We start from the raw sequence: 19,220 nt of genomic DNA on the forward strand, positions 1-19,220 counted from the left end.
ACCTATGTCTTGCTCGTACGATCGCTTGATCCTATGCGAGTTATTTTGATGTAAAGAGGTCGCGAGTTTGCGACAAGTTCTTTTTAAAGGAAAACACATGGAAAGAATCAGGTTAAAGCTAAAAGCTTACGACCATAGAGTTCTAGACCGCACTGTTGCAGCAATCGTAGAAGCTGTCAAACGAACAGGTGCCGACGTTCGTGGCCCGGTACCAATGCCTACAAAGATCAAACGCTATACAGTCTTAAAATCTCCACACATCAACAAAGACTCACGTGAGCAGTTTGAGATGAGAATACACGCTCGTATGCTTGACATCGTAGCTGCTACTCCAGAAACTGTAGATAGCCTAACAAAACTCGACCTAGCTCCAGAAGTTAATGTCGAAGTTCGTGCGATGAAATAAGCGGACAAAAGGATAAGAGTATGGAATATATTGTAGAAAAAATAGGCATGAGTAGAACGATTGCCACGAAGAGTACGCCAGTTACACTACTTAAGCTAGTTGAGGCTAAAGTATGTGAGATCGACGAAAACAAACGTGCTATCGTAGCGTATGCCCACACTAAAGCAAACAACAAAGCTATCGCTGGTCAGCAAAAGAAATACAATCTGACTGCAGAATTTAACAAATTTGCTACGCTTGAAGTAGCTAATAGCGAAGTTGGAAACCTAGACTTTACACCATTAAATGAGGCTAAAATTTTAAAAGTTAGCTTTAACTCAAAAGGTAGAGGCTACCAAGGTGTGGTAAAAAGACATGGTTTCGGTGGTGGTCCAAAAAGCCACGGCTCACGTTTCCACAGACGCCACGGTTCAATTGGTAACTGCGAATGGCCAGGTCGTGTTCAACCAGGTATGAAAATGGCAGGACACATGGGCAATGAGAAAGTTACTGTTAAAAACGAGCTAATAAGCTTTGACGCTCAAAATGGCATCGTAGTTGTAAAAGGTTGCGTTCCTGGTCACAATGGTGCAATGGGTAAAATAAGGATTGTAAAATGAGTAAAATTCACGTACTAAACGATAAATTTGAAAATTCAGGCGAGTTAGAGCTTCCTGCAAGCTACGCTGAAGTAAATCCGCACAACCTATATCTTTATGTAAAATCTTACCTTGCTGGTATAAGAGCAAATACGGCTCATACTAAAAGCCGTGCTTTTGTAAGCGGTGGTGGTAAAAAACCATGGAGACAAAAAGGACGTGGTGGTGCAAGAGCAGGTTCAACTAGAACTAACGTTTGGGTAGGCGGTGCAGTTGCATTTGGTCCAACAAACGAGAAAAACTATTTTCAAAAAGTCAATAAAAAACAAAAAAGACTAGCTCTTGAGTACGCTTTGGCAGCAAAAGCACAAGATGGTAAAATTTTCGCAGTAGATAGCATCTCAATCGAGTCTGGAAAGACAAAAGATGCAGCTAATATCATCAAAAATTTAAAAGTAAAAGACGCGCTTATCGTTAAAGATTTACTAGACGATAAAACACTACTTGCTTTTAGAAATTTAGCAAACTGCTATGTAGTAGATGCAAATGAGGTAAATGCTTATCTTGTCTCTACATTTAGTTCGGTTATTATTGAAAAAGCTGCACTAAAAACTATAACAAAAGAGGGCTAAAATGGCGGATATAACTGATATCAAAACAATTATTTATACAGAAAAAACTCTAGGCCTTCAAGAACAAGGCGTTGTTGTTATCCAAACTTCACCAAGAGTTACAAAAAACAGCTTAAAAGCGGTTTTACAAGAGTATTTTGGAGTAACGCCTGTTCGCGTAAATTCACTTAGAATTAGCGGCAAGGTTAAGCGTTTTAGAGGAAGAGCAGGCCAACGTGACGAGATAAAGAAATTCTACGTTAAGTTACCTGAAGGCGTAAGCCTAGAAAATACGGAGGCGTAAGATGGCTATAAAATCATATAAACCATATACACCTAGTCGTAGATATATGACTGGACTAAGCTCTGAAGATATAACAGCTAAACCAAGCGTTAGAAGCTTGCTTGTTAAACTGCCTGCAACTGGTGGTAGAAACAACAATGGTCGTATAACTTCAAGACATAAAGAAGCAGGTGCAAAAAAACTTTATCGTATCATCGACTTCAAACGTCGTAAATTTGGTATAGAGGGTAAAGTTGAAGCGATCGAGTACGATCCAAATAGAAACTGCCGTATCGCTCTTATAGCTTACAAAGATGGCGAAAAACGCTATATCATTAGACCAAATGGCCTAAATGTTGGCGACGTTATCGCATCTATCGATGAGGGCTCACTAGATATTAAACCAGGCAACGCTATGAAATTAAGATTTATCCCAGTTGGTACTATCGTTCATAACGTAGAGCTAAAACCTGGCAAAGGCGCTCAGATAGCTCGTTCAGCTGGTGGTTATGCTCAGCTAATGGGTAAAGAAGAGAAGTATGTTATCTTAAGAATGCCAAGTGGTGAGATGAGACAAGTACTAGCTGAGTGTATGGCAAGTATCGGTGTAGTTGGCAACGAAGACTGGGCTAACATCACTATCGGTAAAGCTGGACGTAATCGCTACCGCGGTATCCGCCCACAAACACGTGGTTCTGCTATGAACCCAGTTGATCACCCACACGGCGGTGGTGAAGGTAAGAAAAATTCAGGCCGTCACCCAGTTACTCCATGGGGTAAACCAACTAAAGGTGCTAAGACTCGCCGTAAAAAAGCTAGCGATAAGCTTATAATTTCAAGAAGGAAAGGAAAATAGAGATGGCAAGATCACTCAAAAAAGGTCCTTTCGTAGATGATCATGTAATGAAAAAAGTTATTGCCGCAAAAAATGCAAACGATAACAAACCAATCAAGACTTGGTCAAGACGTAGCACGATTGTACCTGAAATGATTGGACTAACATTTAACGTTCATAATGGCAAGAGCTTTATTCCTGTATATGTTACAGAAAATCATATAGGCTATAAACTTGGCGAATTTGCTCCAACACGCACATTTAAGGGTCACAAAGGCTCAGTGCAAAAGAAAATCGGCAAGTAAGGGGAGATAATATGAGTAAAGCAATTATAAAATTCGTAAGACTTTCTCCTACAAAAGCAAGACTTATAGCAAGAGAAGTTCAAGGTATGAATGCCGAGCTAGCACTTGCAAGCTTGCAATTTATGCCAAATCGTGGTGCTAAATTTATAGCAAACGCTATTAGCTCAGCAGTAGCAAATGGCGGATTTGAGCCAGAAGAAGTTGTAGTAACTAGTTGCCGCGTTGACGCTGGTCCTGTATTAAAGAGATTTAGACCAAGAGCAAGAGGAACAGCGAGCAAAATTCGCAAACCTACTTCTCATGTAATGGTAGAAGTATCTAAACCTGAAAAGAAGGAAGCATAATATGGGACAAAAAGTAAATCCAATAGGTCTTAGACTAGGAATTAACCGCAACTGGGAATCTAGATGGTTTCCAACCAAGCAAAGTCTTCCTGAAAATATCGGTGAAGATTACAAAATTCGTGCATTTTTAAAGAAAAAACTTTACTATGCAGGAATTAGCCAAATTTTAATCGAAAGAACGGCTAAAAAACTTCGTGTAACCGTAGTTGCAGCTCGTCCTGGTATCATCATAGGCAAAAAAGGCCAAGATGTTGAAAACCTAAAGAACGAAGTTAGCAAACTTATCGGTAAAGAAGTAAATGTAAATATCAAAGAAGAAAGAAAAGCTCAAGCTTCAGCTCAACTTGCTGCTGAAAACGTAGCTATGCAACTTGAAAAGCGTGTCGCGTTTAGACGTGCTATGAAAAAAGTTATCCAAGGTGCTCAAAAATCAGGCGCTAAAGGTATCAAAATTTCAGTTGCTGGTCGTTTAGGTGGCGCTGAGATGGCAAGAACCGAGTGGTATCTAGAAGGTCGCGTTCCGCTTCATACTCTTAGAGCAAAGATAGATTACGGTGTAGCTGAGGCTCATACAACTTATGGAAACATAGGTATTAAAGTATGGATTTTTAAAGGTGAGGTTCTTCAAAAAGGTGTTCAACCTGAGAAAACTGAAGAAGAAGCACCTAAGAAAACACGTAGAGCAAGAAGAGGTAAATAATTATGTTGATGCCTAAAAGAACGAAATTTCGTAAGCAAATGAAAGGTCGCAACCGTGGTTATGCGACTCGTGGAGCATCTTTAGCAACTGGCGAATTTGCACTTAAAGCTGTTGAGGCTGGTAGAGTAAATTCACGCCAAATAGAAGCTGCTCGTCAAGCTCTAACTCGTCACGTAAAGAGACAGGCTAAAATTTGGATTAGGGTTTTCCCTGACAAGCCACTTACTAAAAAACCTCTACAAACTCGTATGGGTAAAGGTAAGGCAGGAGTTGAAGAGTGGGTTATGAACATTAAACCTGGTCGTATAATATTTGAAATGGCTGGTGTTGACGAAGAGTTGGCTCGTGAAGCTTTAACTTTGGCTCTACACAAACTTCCTTTCAAATCAAAATTTGTAACGCGAGAGAGTGAAAATGAAATATACTGAGTTAAAAGATAAGAGCGTTGCAGAATTAAACGCGTTGCTAAAAGAGAAAAAGGTGCTTTTATTTACATTGAGACAAAAGCTAAAAACTATGCAGTTAAGCAACCCTAATGAGATTAGTGCTGTTCGCAAAGAGATAGCTCAGATCAACACTGCAATTAGTGCAACAAGACAAGGGGCGTAAAATGGCATTAAAAAGAGAAATTCAAGGTGTTGTTTTACAAAAAGCTGGAGATAAGACAGCTACTATTTTGGTAGAAAGACGCGTTATGCATCCAAGATACCATAAATTTGTAAAACGCTTTAAAAAGTATTTAGTTCATGATGAGAAAAATGAGACAAGAGCAGGCGATACAGTTGTTGCAGTTGAGTGCAGACCACTTTCAGCTCGCAAGAATTTTCGCTTAAAAGCTGTATTGGCAAAGGGAGTTGAGTAATGATTCAAAGTTTTACAAGACTTGCAGTTGCTGATAACAGCGGTGCAAAAGAGTTAATGTGTATAAAAGTTCTTGGCGGCAGCAAAAGAAGATACGCTACACTTGGCGATATCATAGTTTGCTCTGTTAAAAAAGCTCTTCCAAATGGTAAGATCAAAAAAGGACAGGTTGTAAAAGCTGTTGTTGTAAGAACTAAAAGAGAGGTTCAAAGAGATAATGGTTCGCTAATCCGCTTCGACGAGAATGCAGCTGTTATACTTGATAGCAAAAAAGAGCCAGTCGGCACTCGTATTTTTGGACCAGTTGGACGTGAAGTTAGATATGCTAACTTTATGAAGATTGTTTCGCTAGCTCCGGAGGTTTTATAATGGCTAATGTAAAATTTAAAGTCAAAAAAGGCGATACTGTAAAGATCATCGCTGGTGACGATAAAGGCAAAACTGGTAAAATTTTAGCAGTTCTTGCAAAAAAAGGTCAGGTTATAGTTGAGGGATGCAAAGTAGCTAAAAAAGCTATCAAACCAAGCGAAAAAACTCCAAATGGTGGTCACGTAAATAAAGAGATGCCAATTGACATATCAAATGTCGCGAAAGTTGAAGGATAAGAGATATGAGTAGATTAAAAGATAAATTTAACGAAACTATCAAGCCAGCTCTCGTAAAAGAATTTGACATCAAAAATCCAATGCTTATCCCTGCGCTCGAGAAGATCGTGATCAGTGTAGGCGCTGGAGACTCTGCGAAGGATCAAAAAGTGCTTCAAAATATGGCTGATACCATTTCACTTATCGCTGGACAAAAAGCAGTTATCACTGATGCTAAAAAATCAGTTGCTGGTTTTAAAGTTCGCGAAGGTTTCCCTGTTGGTATCAAAGTAACTTTGAGAAAAGAGCAAATGTATGCTTTCTTAGATAAGCTAATCAGCGTTGCTCTTCCAAGAGTTAAAGACTTCCGTGGTCTTCCAAAAAATGGCTTTGATGGACGTGGAAACTATAACTTCGGTCTTAGCGAGCAGCTAATGTTTCCAGAGGTTGAGTACGATAAAATTTTACGAACTCATGGTATGAATATTACGATTGCTACTACGGCTAAAAACGATAAAGAGGCATTCAAATTGCTAGAGCTATTTGGTGTGCCGTTTGCAAAAGGAAAGTAAAATGGCAAAGAAATCAATGATAGCAAAAGCTGCACGCAAGCCAAAATTTGCGGTTCGCGGCTATACTAGATGCCAAATTTGCGGTCGTCCGCACTCTGTTTATAAAGATTTTGGAATTTGCCGTGTTTGCCTAAGAAAAATGGCTAACGAAGGCCTAATACCTGGTCTTAAAAAAGCAAGTTGGTAAGGAAGAGAAATGTTGAACGATTTAATATCAGATGGATTAACACGCATTAGAAATGCAAGTATGAGAAGACTTGAGACTGCGAAATTGCTTCATTCTAAGGTTGTTGAGGCTACTCTTTCTATCCTTGCAGCAAAAGGCTATGTAGAGAGCTACAACGTTATCGAAGAAGGTAACAAGAAATTTATAAACGTAGTTTTAAAGTATGATGAGTACGGCAGAAGCGTTATAAACGAGCTTAAAAGGGTTTCAAAACCTGGTCGCCGCGTTTATCAAGGCAAAGACGACATTAAGCGTTTTAAAAATGGTTACGGAACAGTTATCGTTAGCACAAGTAAAGGCGTTATGAGCGGTATTGAAGCAAGTAAAGCTGGCGTTGGCGGCGAGGTTCTTTGCACCGTTTGGTAATAAACTGCGTTAAAAGCGCTATTTTGACCTTATAGCTTAAGGTTAAAATTTCTTTTTAGCTAGGTGAAATTTTATATTTCGCCAAAGCTAAATTTAGAAATTCAAATGAAGGTTTCGTCAAATTTGACGATCAAATTTACGGCATTGTGGTGTTTATTCGTAAATGTAGGAACACCCTAGACAAGTAAAGGAAAAAAATGTCACGTATTGGAAAACAGCCTATCGCTATCCCAAGTGGTGTAGACGTTAGCGTTGAAAATAATGTCCTAAAATTTAAAAAGGGCAATCACTTAAAAGAGCTTGACACAAAAGGTCACGTTGATGTCAAGATAGAAAATGGTCATATAGTTTTTGCTCCAAAGGGCGAAGATCGCCAAAGCAGAGCTTACTGGGGAACATATAGAGCACTTGCTAACAACATCGTAACTGGTATCACTCATGGCTTTACTCGCCAGCTTGAGATCAACGGTGTTGGTTACAAAGCAGCTGCAAAAGGTAAAATTTTAGAGCTTTCTCTTGGTTTTTCACACCTTATCAACTATGAGCTACCAGCAGGCGTTGAAGCTAGCGTTGATAAAAACGTTATTACTATCAAAGGTGACGACAAACAAGTAGTAGGTCAAGTGGCTGCTCAAGTTAGAGGATTTAGACCACCTGAGCCATATAAAGGCAAGGGCGTTAAATATCTAGAAGAACGTATCATCCGCAAAGCGGGCAAGACATCTAAGAAGTAAGGAGCGGTAAATGACAACAAAAGTACTAAAAAGAAAAATCGCTCTTAGAATTAAGAGAAAAAGAAGAATCAGAGGTAAAATTTCTGGTGTTGCAACTTGCCCAAGAGTTTCTATTTTCAAATCAAACAGAACCCTTTATGTTCAAGCGATTGACGATGTTACAGCTACTACACTAGCTGCAGTTGATGGTAGAAAAATAGGCATAAAAGCAAATAAAGAAGGTGCGGTCACTTTAGCTAAAGAATTTGCTAAGGCTTTGAAAGCTAAGAAGATAGATGTTGCAATTTTTGATAGAAATGGTTATTTGTATCATGGCGTTATCGCAGCATTTGCTGAAGCTTTAAGAGAAAATGGCATCAAGCTATAACCCAAAGGAAAATCGATGGAAAAATATAATAGAGAAGAATTTGAAGAAGTAATCGTCGATATCGGTCGGGTTACAAAGGTTGTTAAAGGTGGTCGTAGATTTAGATTTACAGCTTTAGTTGTTGTTGGTAATAGAAATGGCCTAGTTGGCTTTGGATATGGCAAAGCTAAAGAGGTACCAGATGCGATGAGAAAAGCGATTGATGACGCATTTAAAAATATTATCCACGTTAAGATCAAGGGCACAACTATCCCTCACGATGTAGAGGTAAAATACAACGCAAGTAGAATGCTACTTCGCCCAGCTAGCGAAGGTACTGGTGTTATCGCTGGTGGTAGTGCGCGTCCTATTATCGAGCTTGCAGGTATTAAGGATATCCTTACTAAATCACTTGGCTCAAACAACTCAGCAAACGTCGTTCGTGCTACTATAAAAGCGCTTAGTTTGCTAAAAAGCTAAGAGAAAGGAGTTAAGATGGCATTAGAAAAATTAACACCTGCTGCAGGTTCAACTCATGCAACTAAAAGAATAGGTCGTGGCCAAGGCAGTGGCAATGGCAAAACTGCTGGCAAAGGTAACAAAGGTCAAAGAGCAAGAAAAGGCTACAATGAAAAAAGAGGCTTTGAGGGCGGACAACAACCACTTCAAAGACGTCTTCCAAAGGTAGGCTTTGCTTCTAAATTTGAAAAACCTTATGTTATCAATGTTGAAAAGATCGCAGCCATAAAAGAGCTTGCGGAAATTTCAATCGCAACAATAGCTAGCGTTCATAAAATTTCAAAGAGCGTTACTAAGATAAAACTAATCGGTGCAAGCGCAAAAGCTCTTGCTTCAAAGATCAAAGACGAGAACGTTAGCGTTAGCGGAACAAAATAATGGATAAAACACTGACCAACAAGATTTTGATCACGTTGGCATTTTTGTTCGCATACAGGATACTGGCTTATGTGCCAGTTCCTGGTGTTAATGTCGACGTAATTAAAGAATTTTTCAATTCAAACAATAGTAACGCCTTGGGTCTATTTAATATGTTTAGTGGTAAGGCCGCTGAGCGTTTAAGTATCATATCTCTAGGCATTATGCCTTACATCACAGCTTCGATCATCATGGAGCTTCTAGCAGCGACATTTCCAAAGTTAGGTCAGATGAAAAAAGAGCGCGACGGTATGCAAAAATATATGCAAATCATACGTTATGCGACTATCGTTATCACTCTTGTGCAATCAATCGGCGTCTCTATCGGACTTCAAAGCTTAAGCGGTCGTGGTGGCGAGCAAGCTATCATGATAGATATGAATTTATTTATCGCGATCTCTGCTGTATCTATGCTAACTGGCACCATGCTACTTATGTGGATAGGTGAGCAGATCACGCAGCGCGGTATAGGCAACGGTATAAGTCTTATCATCTTTGCGGGCATCGTCTCTGGCATACCTAGTGCGATCGGCGGAACTGTAAATTTGGTAAATACTTCTGAGATGAATTTCCTAACAGTCATCGCTATTTTGGTGATCATTTTAGCGACCATCGGTGCTATTATCTTTGTCGAGATGGGCGAAAGACGTATCCCTATTTCTTACTCAAGAAAAGTGATAATGGAAAATCAAAACAAACGTATAATGAACTATATACCGATCAAAGTAAATTTAAGTGGCGTTATCCCACCGATATTTGCTAGTGCGATTTTGATGTTTCCAAGTACTATTTTGCAGGCTAGTACAAATCCAGTAATCCAAGCTATCAACGATTTTTTAAGTCCAAATGGCTATATGTTTAATGTTTTAACATTTTTATTTATCATCTTCTTTGCGTTTTTCTACGCATCTATCGTGTTTAACACAAAAGATATAAGTGAAAATTTAAAGAAACAAGGCGGATTTATCCCAGGTGTTAGACCGGGCGAAAGTACAGCTAGCTATCTAAATGAAGTAGCTGGCAGGCTAACTTTAGGTGGTGCTTTATACTTGGGCATCATTTCAACATTACCTTGGGTACTTGTAAAGACTATGGGCGTACCATTTTATTTTGGCGGTACATCTGTTCTTATCGTGGTTTCAGTAGCACTTGATACGATGAGACGTATAGAAGCTCAGTCTTATACAAATAAATACCAAACTCTAAGTGCAGTAGGTCTGTAAAATGGCTATCACGCTAAAAAGACCAGCTGAAATAGAGAAAATGAGAGCGGCGAACAAGATCGTCGCTCGAACACTTGACCATGTTTCTACGATTATAAAACCTGGAATTTCACTTCTTGAGATAGATAAAATTTGCGAAGATATGATAAGAGCCGCTGGAGCAAAACCGGCCTTTAAAGGGCTTTATGGCTTTCCAAATGCAGCTTGCATAAGCGTCAATGAAGTGGTGATCCACGGAATTCCAAATGAATACAAGCTAAAAGAGGGCGATATCGTTAGTGTAGATATTGGTTCAAATTTAGATGGTTATTTTGGTGATTCAGCTAGGACATTTGGAGTCGGTAAAATTTCAAAAGAAGACGAGGCTTTGATCGCTTGCTCAAAAGACGCGCTATATTTTGCGATTGATTTCATAAGAGCTGGTATGCATTTTAAAGAGATTAGCTACGAGCTTGAGAAATTTATTCTTGGTAGAGGATATGTACCTTTGCGCGGATATTGCGGTCACGGCATAGGCAAAAGGCCACATGAAGAGCCAGAAATTCCAAACTATCTTGAAGGAAACAACCCAAAAGCTGGACCAAAGATAAAAGAGGGAATGGTTTTTTGTATAGAGCCGATGATCTGCCAAAAAGATGGCACGCCAGTTTTAGGAAGCGATAACTGGAAAGTAACCTCAAAAGATGGTTTGAGAACTAGCCATTATGAGCATTGCATGGCGATAGTTAATGGCAAAGCCGAAATTTTAAGCCAAGCGTAAAATTTATAGCAAATTTAAAGAAAGGAGAGTTTGTGGCAAAAGACGATGTCATTGAGATTGATGGAAATGTTGTTGAAGCACTGCCAAATGCAACTTTTAAAGTTGAGCTTGACAACAAACATATAATTTTATGTCATATCGCCGGAAAAATGAGAATGCATTATATAAAGATAATGCCTGGCGACCGCGTAAAAGTAGAACTTACGCCATATAGCCTAGACAAGGGCAGGATCACTTATAGATATAAGTAAATTTGATTTTGTGGCAAATATGCTAAGTAAATTTAAAGCTGGTTTTGGGTAAAATCCAAGCTTTGCGAAAAGCTGTATGAAGAATTATTTTCAAAGTTCCCCACTTATTTTGAAAATAGTTGGTTTAAATTATTTCTTTAGACCTGATGCAGCCCCTAAAAAAGTGGAATAAATTTTTAGGAGACTAAAATGAAAGTTCGTCCTTCTGTAAAGAAGATGTGTGACAAATGTAAAATTGTCAAACGTAGTGGCATAATTCGTGTTATCTGCGAAAATCCAAAACATAAACAAAGACAAGGATAAGGCATGGCACGTATTGCAGGTGTAGATTTACCAAACAAAAAGAGAATAGAGTACGGTTTGACTTATATCTATGGTATAGGTCTTTACAAATCTCGTCAAATCCTTGACGCAGCTGGAATTTCTTACGACAAGAGAGTTTACGAGCTTAGCGAAGACGAAGCAGCAGCTATCCGTAAAGAAATTCAAGAGCACCATATCGTTGAGGGTGATTTGAGAAAACAAGTTGCTATGGATATCAAAGCTCTTATGGATCTTGGAAGTTATAGAGGTCTTCGCCATAGAAAAGGTCTTCCTGTTCGTGGTCAAAAGACTAAAACTAATGCTAGAACCAGAAAAGGCAGACGTAAAACTGTCGGTGCGGCTACTAAGTAAGGCAAGGGTTAAAGGATAATAAATGGCGAAAAGAAAAATTGTTAAGAAAAAAGTAGTTAGAAAAAGCATAGCCAAAGGTATCGTTTATATCAGTGCAACATTTAACAACACTATGGTAACTGTAACTGATGAAATGGGAAATGCTATTGCATGGAGTAGTGCAGGTGGCTTAGGCTTTAAGGGTAGTAAAAAATCAACTCCTTATGCAGCTCAACAAGCTGTAGAAGATGCTTTAAATAAAGCAAAAGAACACGGCATTAAAGAAGTTGGCATCAAGGTTCAAGGTCCAGGTAGCGGACGTGAAACGGCTGTTAAGAGTGTAGGTGGTGTTGAAGGCATAAAAGTAACTTTCTTCAAAGATATCACACCTTTACCACACAATGGTTGCAGACCGCCAAAACGCCGCCGCGTATAATTAGAGAAAATTAGGAGAAATTATTATGGCTAGATATACAGGACCTGTTGAAAAATTAGAAAGACGTCTTGGTGTGTCTCTTGCGTTAAAAGGCGAAAGAAGACTTGCTGGTAAAAGTGCTTTAGAAAAAAGACCTTATGCACCAGGACAACACGGACAAAGAAGAGCAAAAATAAGCGAATATGGCTTACAACTTCGTGAGAAGCAAAAAGCTAAATTTATGTATGGTGTTTCAGAGAAACAATTTAGAAGATTATTCCAAGAAGCAGCACGCCGCGAGGGCAATACAGGTGCTCTTTTGGTTCAACTACTAGAGCAGAGATTAGACAATGTTGTTTACAGAATGGGCTTTGCAACGACTCGTCGTTTTGCTCGCCAGCTAGTAACTCACGGACATATTTTAGTAAATGGCAAGAGAGTGGATATCCCATCTTACAGAGTGGAGCCAGGCTCTAAAGTAGAAGTTGCTGAGAAATCTAAAAACAATCCACAAATCATTCGCGCGATCGATCTTACAGCTCAAACTGGCATCGTTGCTTGGGTAGATGTGGAAAAAGAGAAAAAATTTGGAATTTTCACTAGAAATCCAGAAAGAGAAGAGGTTATCATTCCTGTTGAGGAAAGATTTATAGTAGAGCTTTACTCAAAATAATAGAGGGTATAAAGATGAGAAAGATTACTACATCAGCTTATATGCCAACTGAAATAGAAGTTAAAAGTGTTAGCGAATATGTCGCTAACATTACAGCATATCCTTTTGAAGCAGGTTATGCTGTTACTTTGGCTCACCCACTACGCCGTCTTCTTTACACAAGCACAGTAGGCTTTGCTCCTATCGGTGTAAAGATAAAAGGCGTTAGTCACGAATTTGATAGTATGCGCGGCATGCTTGAAGACGTGGCATTTTTTATTATAAATTTGAAGAAGATCAGATTTAAATTAAAAAGCGGCAGCGAGCGTGAAGTTATAGAGTATAGCTTTAAAGGACCAAAAGAGATAACTGGAGCTGATCTAAATAACGACCTAGTTGAGATCGTTAATCCAGACGCATATCTTGCAACCATCAACGAAGATGCTGAGTTAAATTTCTCAGTTATCATCCAAAAAGGTATCGGATATGTTCCTAGTGAAGAGATCAGAGAAGAGATCGAAGACGAGTATATCGCACTAGATGCTTTCTTTACACCTGTTAAAAAAGCAGTTTATGAGATACAAAACGTCTTGGTTGAAGACGACCCAGACTACGAGAAGATCGTATTTACGATAACAACAGATGGTCAAGTTGGTCCAGTAGAAGCTTTTAAAAATTGTTTAGAAGCTATGTATCAACAAATGTCAGTATTTAAAGGAATTTTAGATATTGATGTTAGTGCGCCAGTTGCTAGTTCAAGTGCAAGCGGCGAGTTCTCAAAGCTACTTTCTAGTGTAGAAGATCTAAATTTAAGCGCTAGAAGTTTTAACTGCCTTGACAAAGCCGATATTAGATTTATCGGTGAGCTTGCGTTGATGGACGAAAATGAGCTTAAAGAGCTTAAAAATTTAGGTAAAAAATCTCTTGAAGAGATAAAAGCGGTTATGGAAGAGATAGGCTATCCAGTTGGTGTCGATGTGTTAAAAGATAGCAAAGAGCAACTCAGAAAGAAAATAACCGAGCTAAAATCACAAATGAGTGCAAAAGAATAAAAGGACAATAGATGAGACATAAACACGGATATCGCAAACTTGGTAGAACGTCATCTCATAGATCTGCATTGCTTAAGAATTTAGCGATAGCTATCATCAAAAGCGAAAAGATAGAGACAACTTTACCAAAAGCAAAAGAGCTTAGAAGCTATGTTGAAAAGCTAATAACAAGAGCTAGAAAGGGCGATTCTAACGCTCACAGAGCAGTATTTGCTTCATTGCAAGACAAAGAGACTACAAATAAGCTAGTTACTGAAGTAGCTCCAAAATTTAAAGAGCGCTACGGTGGCTATACAAGAATCATCAAAACTCGCGTTCGCAGAGGCGACGCAGCCGAGATGGCTTATATAGAGCTAGTAGCTGAATAATCCCCAGAGAGCCTATCTGGCTCTCTTTTCTTTCTAAATTTTTCTTTTTACGTTTATTTTTTAAAAATTTTGTTTTAAATTTATCCATTTTAGTCTGTGGCAAATTTACAAGTCGGAGCATTATAAATTTTATTTCGTGGCTTTTAGATGAGCTGCTGTGATAGGTTAAAATAGTTGGTATAAGTAAATTTATAGCGGTTTTAAAGTACGAAAAACGCAAGCAAACGCTCTTTATTTTATGTCAAAAACCTCCTAAATGAGGTTTTAAAATTCTAGCCCAAACTTATCTATTAAATTTCAAAGCTAACACCATAAATTTCTAAATTTAGAGCTAGTTGGTTTTTAAATTTTGCTTCGTTGATTTTTCGTGATATTTGCTTTAGAAAGTATTTGTATTTTGAGCAGTTGTGGGTCAAATTTAAAAGCTAGTTTGCGAAGTTTATTTATGATGCAAAAGCAGAGCAAATCATCCAGGCAAACTATCTCAAATTTAATTTATTCAAAAAACAAATTTAAAATTTATACTCCAAAAAGTTTCAAAATTCTAAATTTTGATAGACTACAAAAAGGGCTTGGCCAATGTAACTAGGGTGGCGGATAAGATGACATAAATTTGATCTGAAATAGCCTATGATATGACAAATATGCGGAGTTGTATATGGTAAATTAACAACCAAATATATAGACTAGATACGATAAAACTAAACCAAAATATATGAACCAGATACAATCAAAAACCGATAGATGCAAATTCTACAAAGCAAATTCTAAATTCCAGCCTTCTCAAATGTCTAAATTTATCCAGTCCCAAGTCAGCCTAAATTTACAAGTCAAACTCTACAAATTTCTAAATTTTACTCTGAAAAAGACGATCTTAGTTTTAACTACCTCGCAAAGGATTTGAGATGATAGGTGGCGTAAATGGAGCTAATGTAAATTTATATAGTGGCTTTCAAAACATTAGAGAGCAAAGCGCTAGCCGTAGTAAGCCTAGCACAGACGAAAATTCCTTAAATTTACCATCTGAAAAATTAGTTCAAAACCTCAATCAAAGCAGCGATCAGATAAATTTAAGTCGCACAAACGAGAGCAAATTTAGCAAAGATGAAGAGCCACTAAAATTTGCTAAAGACTACTCGCTCACAGGCATGGCCGCTAATGGCAAGATAAGCATCTGGGGCAAACTCATGGGATACGACAAGCAAATGAGCCAAGATGAGATAAACGAGCTTAAAAGCTTCGTCAATCAAACTGGGGCGCTTGGTTTTGGAAGGCTTTACGAATCGATCATCGGATACTATCCAACAAACGTCGATCTCTTCGCGAAAGAGTACACGTCAAAAGATGATAGCGGCACCTTGCTCGGACTTGGCCACAAGAGCCACGTGGAGGGCTTTGAGATACTTGATAAGGACATGAGCGTAGAAGAATTTAAAGATAGGTGGCTGGACTATGCGCTGAGGCAATATCTTGGCGAGAGGGTCGGCGTGGAGAGTATTACGATAGGCAAGAAGGCCATCTCAATGCTAACTAGCACGAACAAGCCACCGATCGAATATGAGACAATGCAAAGTATAAATTTCACTGACGATGAGAGCAGGCAGAGATTTTTAACGCTGATGAAGGCTAGCATGAAGAGTGGCGCGAAATTTAAAGAGGTGATAGAGGGCGTGCTGTCGCTTTACAATGTGCAAAATACCGACAAACTTGACGGCAATAAGGTATATGCCTCGGTGATCGGCCGAAGCGAGAAACTAGCGACCTACGATATCAATAAAGATGAGAAATTTGCCTATCTTAAGGAGCTAATGCGCCTTGAAAAAAGCGGCATAGACATACTAAAGCTAATGGAGAAAAGCCAGAAAAAGCGAAATTTAGACGTAAAAGTCTAGTCTTTTTCTTGTAAATTTAACCTCCAAAGCCATCTTTTTACTTTCAAGTGATACAATTTTGATTTTAATTATTACATTTTGCTTTTAAATTTAACGGGAGCTCTTATGAAAAAAGTGGTTTGGTTAAATCCTGTTGTAAAAAACATCTACGACTTTGCCGCACTTAAAGAAATTTTGCAAGATAAAGGCTTTAGCGTAGTAGAGTGCGAAAAAGACCACGTTAAAATCGTAAAAAACGCATACAAAAACGCTCTTGCACAAAGTGAGCTTATTTACGATAGCCGCTGTCCGAGGGCTGTAAATTTCATCAGGGCAAATTTCAAAGAACAAGCCGCATTCATTTCAAATTTAAACCCCATTTTAATAGAAAGTGCCATCGAGCTTAGCGCAAAGCTAAAAGAGGACGAGTGGCTTTACGTGACGACGCCTTGTGAGGACTTGGCCCAGCTTGGCAGAGAGCTAAATTTAGCGCGAACCACATTTTTGACGTGGAAAAGCTTTAGGGGGCAAAACGCTATAAATTTAAAGATGCGTAGTATCGAGCAAAGTCCGATACCGCCAGGCTTTTTCACAAATTTGGGCGTAAAAACACTAAGTCTTAGCAGTAAAGAGAGGATAGAAAACGCCCTTTCATATAAATTTAGCGAGCTTAAAAACTACCAGATCATCGAGCTTTTATACTGCGAAAACGGCTGCCACAACGGAGATGGGCTGTGAGGGAGATTTTTAAAAAGAGCATTTTGATCTTAGTGATCTTTGCCATCTGGCAGGTCGTTTGCGAGCTAGAAATTTTCACGCCGTATATCTTGCCAAGTCCGCTAGCTACGCTAAAGACGATGTATGGCATGAGCCTAAGCGGCGAGCTTGCTACGCACGCCATTATCAGCTTCAAGCGTATATTTGCAGGATATGCTCTCTCGTTTGCCCTAGCGCTCGTGCTTGGCGGTATAGCGGCACTTTTGCCAAAGATCAGCGTTTATTACGAGTGGATACTGGAGTTTTTTAGAAATATCCCACCGCTTAGTTTGATCGCGATTTTGGTGCTTTGGTTTGGTATAAACGAGACGCCAAAGATCATCATTATCATCCTAGCCTCGTTTTTCCCGATGTTTCTAAGCATCCAAAAGGGGCTAACTAGCTGCGATATAAAGCTCATCGAGGTTGGCAAAATTTTTGGCTTTAGTAAATTTGAAATTTTTTACAAGATCATCCTAAAAAGCGCCCTAAAAGATATCATTGTCGGCATGCGAATAGGCTTTGGCTACGCCATGCGCGCGATCATCGGAGCTGAAATGATAGCGGCTTCAAGCGGGCTAGGCTACTTAATCCTTGACGCAGAGGAGCTTTCACGCGCAGATAGGATATTTGTGGGCATTTTTACGATCGGCATTTGCGGAGTGCTCATAGATAGGCTCTTTTTGCTTTTGATAGCGAAATTTAGCCTTTTGCGAGGTGAGAAATGATAGAAATTTCAAATTTATCCAAGCATTTTTTTATAGGTGAAAAGCGGATCGACGTTTTGAAAGAGCTAAATTTGAGTATCAAAAAAGATAAGATCACCGTCATACTTGGCAGAAGCGGTTGTGGCAAAACTACGCTCTTACGCCTTATCGCAGGCCTTGAGAGCGTAAGTCTTGGTGAGATAAAATTTAAAGAGCAGGCAAAGATCGGCTTTGTCTTTCAAGAGCCTCGTCTTATGCCGTTTCTAAACGTCTATGAAAACATCGTTTTTCCTCTTAAAAAGCATGAAATAGAGGCTGAAAAGATAGGTAGCTTGATATCGATGATAGGGCTTAGCGACTTTAAACTTGCCAGCGTTTCGCAGCTTTCTGGTGGTATGAGCTCGCGCGTTTCGCTTGCTAGAGTGCTTGCGTACGAGGCAAATTTGATCCTTATGGACGAGCCATTTGCCGCGCTTGATGCCTTTACGAGAGCTAGCATGCAGGCTGAAATTTTAAAAATACAAGCTGGCAAAACCATCATTTTTGTCACTCACAACATCGATGAGGCGCTATTTTTGGCGGACGAGATCATCTTGCTTGAAAAGGGTGGGATAAAGTCAAACTATGATCTATCAAATTTAGCAAGACCACGAGACCTGCTAAGCGAGGAGCTAATAGCTATAAAACGCAAAATTTTGAGTGAAATTTAGGCAAATAAAATGATAATTAAAACCAAAATGAAGCAAAAGATTATATAATCTTGAAAATTTTTAAAAGGAGTAAGTATGAGAAAGTTTTTTAAGGTTTTGTGTGCGGCCTCTTTGCTTTGTCTAGTCGCAAACGCAAGCGATGGCCTAGATAAGATCGGCATGACCTACGTCAAATCGCCGCTAAACGTCCCATCGATCGTCGATAAATTTAAAGGCTTTTATGCGAAGTCTTTTGGCGTACCAGTTGAGTACTCTGAGATCACCTCGGGTGCGAAACAAACGCAAGCGCTCGCTTCAAATTCGCTCCAGTTTCTAAACTGCGTGGGCGGCACTTCGGTCATACTTGCAGCGGCAAATAAGGCTGATATAAAGATCATAAGTGCTTATTCAAGGGCACCAGAGGCCTTTGTCATATTTTCTAAAGATAAAAACATAAAGTCGCCAAAAGATCTAAAAGGCAAAAAAGTAGCAGGCCCAAAAGGCACTATCCTAAACGAACTTTTGGTGAGATACCTGGCTCTTGGCGGACTTAGCATAAACGACGTAGAGTTCATCTCTATGGGCATCCCAGCTGCGCAAGCTGCACTTGAAAACGGTAGCGTCGATGCAGCGCTTCTTGCAGGACCAGCGGCCTACAACGCTCAAAAATCAGGCCTAAATGTAGTGACAACTGGCAAAGGCGTCATCACACCAGTTATCGTCACAGCAACAAGCGGAGAGTTTTATAAAAAGCACAAAGACGTCGTTGAGAAATTTAAAAAGGCTCAGGATGAAATTTTGGCCTACATCAAAGCAAACGAGGATGAGGCGCTTAAATTTACAGCCGAGGAGACTGGGCTTAGCATAGAGGCGGTAAAGAGCATGTATCCTCAGTATGACTTTAGCTCAAAGATCACGGCTGATGATATAAAAGCACTTGAGGCTACGCAAGAATTTATGCTTGAAAGCAAGATGATAGAGCAAAAAATAGATATAAAATCACTTCTACTAAACTAAACTTAAAGGGCAAATTTGCCCTTTTTCTCCACAAAAAACCACCAAAATTTAAAGCCAAAATGCCCCCAGCAAAAGCCTAGAAAACGTTTGTTTGCACTTTATCTGCTATAATAGCTAA

At 39.2% G+C, this 19,220-nt stretch carries 34 protein-coding genes; all 34 read left to right on the forward strand.

Features of this window, described 5'->3' with window-relative positions; all coding sequences use genetic code 11:
• Positions 1-97: 97 nt before the first annotated feature.
• The 34 genes from rpsJ to B9N65_RS08985 all read left to right on the forward strand — a co-directional run bounded on the left by rpsJ (position 98) and on the right by B9N65_RS08985 (position 19,102).
• Positions 98-406, forward strand: a complete 309-nt coding sequence (gene rpsJ, locus B9N65_RS08820) for a 30S ribosomal protein S10 (protein WP_009295257.1) — start codon at positions 98-100, stop codon at positions 404-406.
• Between the two features lie 20 nt (positions 407-426).
• Positions 427-1,005 (forward strand): 50S ribosomal protein L3, encoded by a 579-nt coding sequence (rplC, locus tag B9N65_RS08825; RefSeq protein ID WP_002941563.1) that lies wholly within the window; start codon positions 427-429, stop codon positions 1,003-1,005.
• On the forward strand, positions 1,002-1,616 hold the full coding sequence (gene rplD / locus B9N65_RS08830) for a 50S ribosomal protein L4 (protein ID WP_021089209.1): 615 nt from the start codon (positions 1,002-1,004) through the stop codon (positions 1,614-1,616). Before rplC ends, rplD begins: the two co-directional genes overlap by 4 nt.
• A 1-nt stretch (position 1,617) precedes the next feature.
• On the forward strand, positions 1,618-1,899 hold the full coding sequence (locus tag B9N65_RS08835; protein WP_002941535.1) for a 50S ribosomal protein L23: 282 nt from the start codon (positions 1,618-1,620) through the stop codon (positions 1,897-1,899).
• A gap of 1 nt (position 1,900) precedes the next feature.
• Entirely contained in the window at positions 1,901-2,734 is an 834-nt protein-coding gene (gene rplB / locus B9N65_RS08840; protein WP_002941522.1) for a 50S ribosomal protein L2, read from the forward strand.
• A gap of 2 nt (positions 2,735-2,736) precedes the next feature.
• The gene (rpsS, locus tag B9N65_RS08845; RefSeq protein WP_002941639.1) at positions 2,737-3,018 is read left to right on the forward strand and encodes a 30S ribosomal protein S19; all 282 of its coding nucleotides are present in this window, start codon (positions 2,737-2,739) and stop codon (positions 3,016-3,018) included.
• Positions 3,019-3,029: 11 nt separating this feature from the next.
• Positions 3,030-3,362 (forward strand): 50S ribosomal protein L22, encoded by a 333-nt coding sequence (rplV, locus tag B9N65_RS08850; RefSeq protein ID WP_009295259.1) that lies wholly within the window; start codon positions 3,030-3,032, stop codon positions 3,360-3,362.
• Between the two features lies 1 nt (position 3,363).
• A complete protein-coding gene (rpsC, locus tag B9N65_RS08855; protein ID WP_002941650.1) occupies positions 3,364-4,062 on the forward strand; it encodes a 30S ribosomal protein S3 in 699 nt (232 codons plus the stop codon).
• 2 nt (positions 4,063-4,064) lie between these two features.
• A complete protein-coding gene (gene rplP, locus B9N65_RS08860; protein WP_002941572.1) occupies positions 4,065-4,490 on the forward strand; it encodes a 50S ribosomal protein L16 in 426 nt (141 codons plus the stop codon).
• Positions 4,477-4,671, forward strand: a complete 195-nt coding sequence (rpmC, locus tag B9N65_RS08865) for a 50S ribosomal protein L29 (RefSeq protein WP_002941625.1) — start codon at positions 4,477-4,479, stop codon at positions 4,669-4,671. The genes rplP and rpmC overlap by 14 nt, the downstream gene beginning before the upstream one ends.
• Position 4,672: 1 nt before the next feature.
• Entirely contained in the window at positions 4,673-4,924 is a 252-nt protein-coding gene (gene rpsQ / locus B9N65_RS08870; RefSeq protein ID WP_002941511.1) for a 30S ribosomal protein S17, read from the forward strand.
• A complete protein-coding gene (gene rplN, locus B9N65_RS08875; protein WP_002941516.1) occupies positions 4,924-5,292 on the forward strand; it encodes a 50S ribosomal protein L14 in 369 nt (122 codons plus the stop codon). Before rpsQ ends, rplN begins: the two co-directional genes overlap by 1 nt.
• Positions 5,292-5,528, forward strand: coding sequence for a 50S ribosomal protein L24 (gene rplX, locus B9N65_RS08880; protein ID WP_009295260.1), 237 nt, complete (start codon positions 5,292-5,294; stop codon positions 5,526-5,528). Before rplN ends, rplX begins: the two co-directional genes overlap by 1 nt.
• A 5-nt stretch (positions 5,529-5,533) precedes the next feature.
• Positions 5,534-6,079, forward strand: coding sequence for a 50S ribosomal protein L5 (gene rplE / locus B9N65_RS08885; protein ID WP_002941643.1), 546 nt, complete (start codon positions 5,534-5,536; stop codon positions 6,077-6,079).
• A gap of 1 nt (position 6,080) precedes the next feature.
• Complete coding sequence (locus tag B9N65_RS08890) at positions 6,081-6,266, forward strand: type Z 30S ribosomal protein S14 (protein WP_002941532.1); 186 nt, start codon at positions 6,081-6,083, stop codon at positions 6,264-6,266.
• A gap of 9 nt (positions 6,267-6,275) precedes the next feature.
• Positions 6,276-6,671, forward strand: a complete 396-nt coding sequence (gene rpsH / locus B9N65_RS08895) for a 30S ribosomal protein S8 (protein WP_009295261.1) — start codon at positions 6,276-6,278, stop codon at positions 6,669-6,671.
• Between the two features lie 197 nt (positions 6,672-6,868).
• Positions 6,869-7,405: a 50S ribosomal protein L6 gene (rplF, locus tag B9N65_RS08900; protein WP_002941606.1), complete on the forward strand. Its 537-nt coding sequence runs from the start codon at positions 6,869-6,871 to the stop codon at positions 7,403-7,405.
• Positions 7,406-7,415: 10 nt separating this feature from the next.
• The gene (gene rplR / locus B9N65_RS08905) at positions 7,416-7,772 is read left to right on the forward strand and encodes a 50S ribosomal protein L18 (protein WP_087583626.1); all 357 of its coding nucleotides are present in this window, start codon (positions 7,416-7,418) and stop codon (positions 7,770-7,772) included.
• Positions 7,773-7,787: 15 nt separating this feature from the next.
• Positions 7,788-8,231 carry a 30S ribosomal protein S5 gene (gene rpsE / locus B9N65_RS08910; RefSeq protein WP_002941646.1) on the forward strand — a complete coding sequence of 148 codons (444 nt, stop codon included), beginning with the start codon at positions 7,788-7,790 and terminating at the stop codon, positions 8,229-8,231.
• 15 nt (positions 8,232-8,246) lie between these two features.
• A complete protein-coding gene (rplO, locus tag B9N65_RS08915; protein WP_002941506.1) occupies positions 8,247-8,648 on the forward strand; it encodes a 50S ribosomal protein L15 in 402 nt (133 codons plus the stop codon).
• Positions 8,648-9,910: a preprotein translocase subunit SecY gene (gene secY, locus B9N65_RS08920; RefSeq protein WP_009295263.1), complete on the forward strand. Its 1,263-nt coding sequence runs from the start codon at positions 8,648-8,650 to the stop codon at positions 9,908-9,910. Before rplO ends, secY begins: the two co-directional genes overlap by 1 nt.
• 1 nt (position 9,911) lies before the next feature.
• Positions 9,912-10,670, forward strand: coding sequence for a type I methionyl aminopeptidase (map, locus tag B9N65_RS08925; protein WP_087583627.1), 759 nt, complete (start codon positions 9,912-9,914; stop codon positions 10,668-10,670).
• 32 nt (positions 10,671-10,702) lie between these two features.
• Positions 10,703-10,921, forward strand: a complete 219-nt coding sequence (gene infA / locus B9N65_RS08930) for a translation initiation factor IF-1 (protein ID WP_002848031.1) — start codon at positions 10,703-10,705, stop codon at positions 10,919-10,921.
• A gap of 189 nt (positions 10,922-11,110) precedes the next feature.
• Positions 11,111-11,224, forward strand: a complete 114-nt coding sequence (rpmJ, locus tag B9N65_RS08935; RefSeq protein WP_002941545.1) for a 50S ribosomal protein L36 — start codon at positions 11,111-11,113, stop codon at positions 11,222-11,224.
• A gap of 3 nt (positions 11,225-11,227) precedes the next feature.
• Positions 11,228-11,596, forward strand: a complete 369-nt coding sequence (gene rpsM, locus B9N65_RS08940) for a 30S ribosomal protein S13 (protein WP_002941610.1) — start codon at positions 11,228-11,230, stop codon at positions 11,594-11,596.
• 22 nt (positions 11,597-11,618) lie between these two features.
• On the forward strand, positions 11,619-12,011 hold the full coding sequence (rpsK, locus tag B9N65_RS08945; protein ID WP_002941551.1) for a 30S ribosomal protein S11: 393 nt from the start codon (positions 11,619-11,621) through the stop codon (positions 12,009-12,011).
• 25 nt (positions 12,012-12,036) lie between these two features.
• Positions 12,037-12,663, forward strand: coding sequence for a 30S ribosomal protein S4 (gene rpsD / locus B9N65_RS08950; RefSeq protein WP_021084023.1), 627 nt, complete (start codon positions 12,037-12,039; stop codon positions 12,661-12,663).
• Positions 12,664-12,677: 14 nt separating this feature from the next.
• Positions 12,678-13,694: a DNA-directed RNA polymerase subunit alpha gene (locus B9N65_RS08955; protein ID WP_087583628.1), complete on the forward strand. Its 1,017-nt coding sequence runs from the start codon at positions 12,678-12,680 to the stop codon at positions 13,692-13,694.
• Positions 13,695-13,705: 11 nt separating this feature from the next.
• Entirely contained in the window at positions 13,706-14,062 is a 357-nt protein-coding gene (gene rplQ, locus B9N65_RS08960; RefSeq protein WP_087583629.1) for a 50S ribosomal protein L17, read from the forward strand.
• A 905-nt stretch (positions 14,063-14,967) separates the two neighbouring features.
• Positions 14,968-15,954, forward strand: coding sequence for a hypothetical protein (locus B9N65_RS08965; RefSeq protein WP_087583630.1), 987 nt, complete (start codon positions 14,968-14,970; stop codon positions 15,952-15,954).
• 105 nt (positions 15,955-16,059) lie between these two features.
• Entirely contained in the window at positions 16,060-16,671 is a 612-nt protein-coding gene (locus B9N65_RS08970) for a hypothetical protein (RefSeq protein WP_087583631.1), read from the forward strand.
• Positions 16,668-17,417 (forward strand): ABC transporter permease, encoded by a 750-nt coding sequence (locus tag B9N65_RS08975; protein ID WP_087583632.1) that lies wholly within the window; start codon positions 16,668-16,670, stop codon positions 17,415-17,417. Before B9N65_RS08970 ends, B9N65_RS08975 begins: the two co-directional genes overlap by 4 nt.
• Complete coding sequence (locus B9N65_RS08980) at positions 17,414-18,106, forward strand: ABC transporter ATP-binding protein (protein WP_087583633.1); 693 nt, start codon at positions 17,414-17,416, stop codon at positions 18,104-18,106. The genes B9N65_RS08975 and B9N65_RS08980 overlap by 4 nt, the downstream gene beginning before the upstream one ends.
• A 75-nt stretch (positions 18,107-18,181) precedes the next feature.
• Positions 18,182-19,102 (forward strand): ABC transporter substrate-binding protein, encoded by a 921-nt coding sequence (locus B9N65_RS08985; protein WP_087583634.1) that lies wholly within the window; start codon positions 18,182-18,184, stop codon positions 19,100-19,102.
• Positions 19,103-19,220 lie beyond the last annotated feature (118 nt).

This window comes from Campylobacter concisus (assembly GCF_002165815.1).
GTDB lineage: Bacteria > Campylobacterota > Campylobacteria > Campylobacterales > Campylobacteraceae > Campylobacter_A > Campylobacter_A concisus_BH.

What these genes read in the sequence shown, in the direction of transcription:
- rpsS (WP_002941639.1), top strand. Translation starts at nt 2,737, where the DNA reads ATGGCAAGATCACTCAAAAAAGGTCCTTTCGTAGATGATCATGTAATG.
- rplO (WP_002941506.1), top strand. Translation starts at nt 8,247, where the DNA reads ATGGCATTAGAAAAATTAACACCTGCTGCAGGTTCAACTCATGCAACT.
- rpsC (WP_002941650.1), top strand. Translation starts at nt 3,364, where the DNA reads ATGGGACAAAAAGTAAATCCAATAGGTCTTAGACTAGGAATTAACCGC.
- rpsD (WP_021084023.1), top strand. Translation starts at nt 12,037, where the DNA reads ATGGCTAGATATACAGGACCTGTTGAAAAATTAGAAAGACGTCTTGGT.
- rplC (WP_002941563.1), top strand. Translation starts at nt 427, where the DNA reads ATGGAATATATTGTAGAAAAAATAGGCATGAGTAGAACGATTGCCACG.
- rpsE (WP_002941646.1), top strand. Translation starts at nt 7,788, where the DNA reads ATGGAAAAATATAATAGAGAAGAATTTGAAGAAGTAATCGTCGATATC.
- B9N65_RS08955 (WP_087583628.1), top strand. Translation starts at nt 12,678, where the DNA reads ATGAGAAAGATTACTACATCAGCTTATATGCCAACTGAAATAGAAGTT.
- rpsQ (WP_002941511.1), top strand. Translation starts at nt 4,673, where the DNA reads ATGGCATTAAAAAGAGAAATTCAAGGTGTTGTTTTACAAAAAGCTGGA.
- rpsH (WP_009295261.1), top strand. Translation starts at nt 6,276, where the DNA reads ATGTTGAACGATTTAATATCAGATGGATTAACACGCATTAGAAATGCA.
- B9N65_RS08970 (WP_087583631.1), top strand. Translation starts at nt 16,060, where the DNA reads ATGAAAAAAGTGGTTTGGTTAAATCCTGTTGTAAAAAACATCTACGAC.
- B9N65_RS08835 (WP_002941535.1), top strand. Translation starts at nt 1,618, where the DNA reads ATGGCGGATATAACTGATATCAAAACAATTATTTATACAGAAAAAACT.
- B9N65_RS08985 (WP_087583634.1), top strand. Translation starts at nt 18,182, where the DNA reads ATGAGAAAGTTTTTTAAGGTTTTGTGTGCGGCCTCTTTGCTTTGTCTA.
- B9N65_RS08890 (WP_002941532.1), top strand. Translation starts at nt 6,081, where the DNA reads ATGGCAAAGAAATCAATGATAGCAAAAGCTGCACGCAAGCCAAAATTT.
- rplF (WP_002941606.1), top strand. Translation starts at nt 6,869, where the DNA reads ATGTCACGTATTGGAAAACAGCCTATCGCTATCCCAAGTGGTGTAGAC.
- rplQ (WP_087583629.1), top strand. Translation starts at nt 13,706, where the DNA reads ATGAGACATAAACACGGATATCGCAAACTTGGTAGAACGTCATCTCAT.
- rpsK (WP_002941551.1), top strand. Translation starts at nt 11,619, where the DNA reads ATGGCGAAAAGAAAAATTGTTAAGAAAAAAGTAGTTAGAAAAAGCATA.
- rplN (WP_002941516.1), top strand. Translation starts at nt 4,924, where the DNA reads ATGATTCAAAGTTTTACAAGACTTGCAGTTGCTGATAACAGCGGTGCA.
- B9N65_RS08980 (WP_087583633.1), top strand. Translation starts at nt 17,414, where the DNA reads ATGATAGAAATTTCAAATTTATCCAAGCATTTTTTTATAGGTGAAAAG.
- rplR (WP_087583626.1), top strand. Translation starts at nt 7,416, where the DNA reads ATGACAACAAAAGTACTAAAAAGAAAAATCGCTCTTAGAATTAAGAGA.
- rpmC (WP_002941625.1), top strand. Translation starts at nt 4,477, where the DNA reads ATGAAATATACTGAGTTAAAAGATAAGAGCGTTGCAGAATTAAACGCG.
- rpsJ (WP_009295257.1), top strand. Translation starts at nt 98, where the DNA reads ATGGAAAGAATCAGGTTAAAGCTAAAAGCTTACGACCATAGAGTTCTA.
- rplB (WP_002941522.1), top strand. Translation starts at nt 1,901, where the DNA reads ATGGCTATAAAATCATATAAACCATATACACCTAGTCGTAGATATATG.
- rpsM (WP_002941610.1), top strand. Translation starts at nt 11,228, where the DNA reads ATGGCACGTATTGCAGGTGTAGATTTACCAAACAAAAAGAGAATAGAG.
- map (WP_087583627.1), top strand. Translation starts at nt 9,912, where the DNA reads ATGGCTATCACGCTAAAAAGACCAGCTGAAATAGAGAAAATGAGAGCG.
- rplP (WP_002941572.1), top strand. Translation starts at nt 4,065, where the DNA reads ATGTTGATGCCTAAAAGAACGAAATTTCGTAAGCAAATGAAAGGTCGC.
- B9N65_RS08965 (WP_087583630.1), top strand. Translation starts at nt 14,968, where the DNA reads ATGATAGGTGGCGTAAATGGAGCTAATGTAAATTTATATAGTGGCTTT.
- rplX (WP_009295260.1), top strand. Translation starts at nt 5,292, where the DNA reads ATGGCTAATGTAAAATTTAAAGTCAAAAAAGGCGATACTGTAAAGATC.
- rplV (WP_009295259.1), top strand. Translation starts at nt 3,030, where the DNA reads ATGAGTAAAGCAATTATAAAATTCGTAAGACTTTCTCCTACAAAAGCA.
- rplE (WP_002941643.1), top strand. Translation starts at nt 5,534, where the DNA reads ATGAGTAGATTAAAAGATAAATTTAACGAAACTATCAAGCCAGCTCTC.
- rpmJ (WP_002941545.1), top strand. Translation starts at nt 11,111, where the DNA reads ATGAAAGTTCGTCCTTCTGTAAAGAAGATGTGTGACAAATGTAAAATT.
- rplD (WP_021089209.1), top strand. Translation starts at nt 1,002, where the DNA reads ATGAGTAAAATTCACGTACTAAACGATAAATTTGAAAATTCAGGCGAG.
- secY (WP_009295263.1), top strand. Translation starts at nt 8,648, where the DNA reads ATGGATAAAACACTGACCAACAAGATTTTGATCACGTTGGCATTTTTG.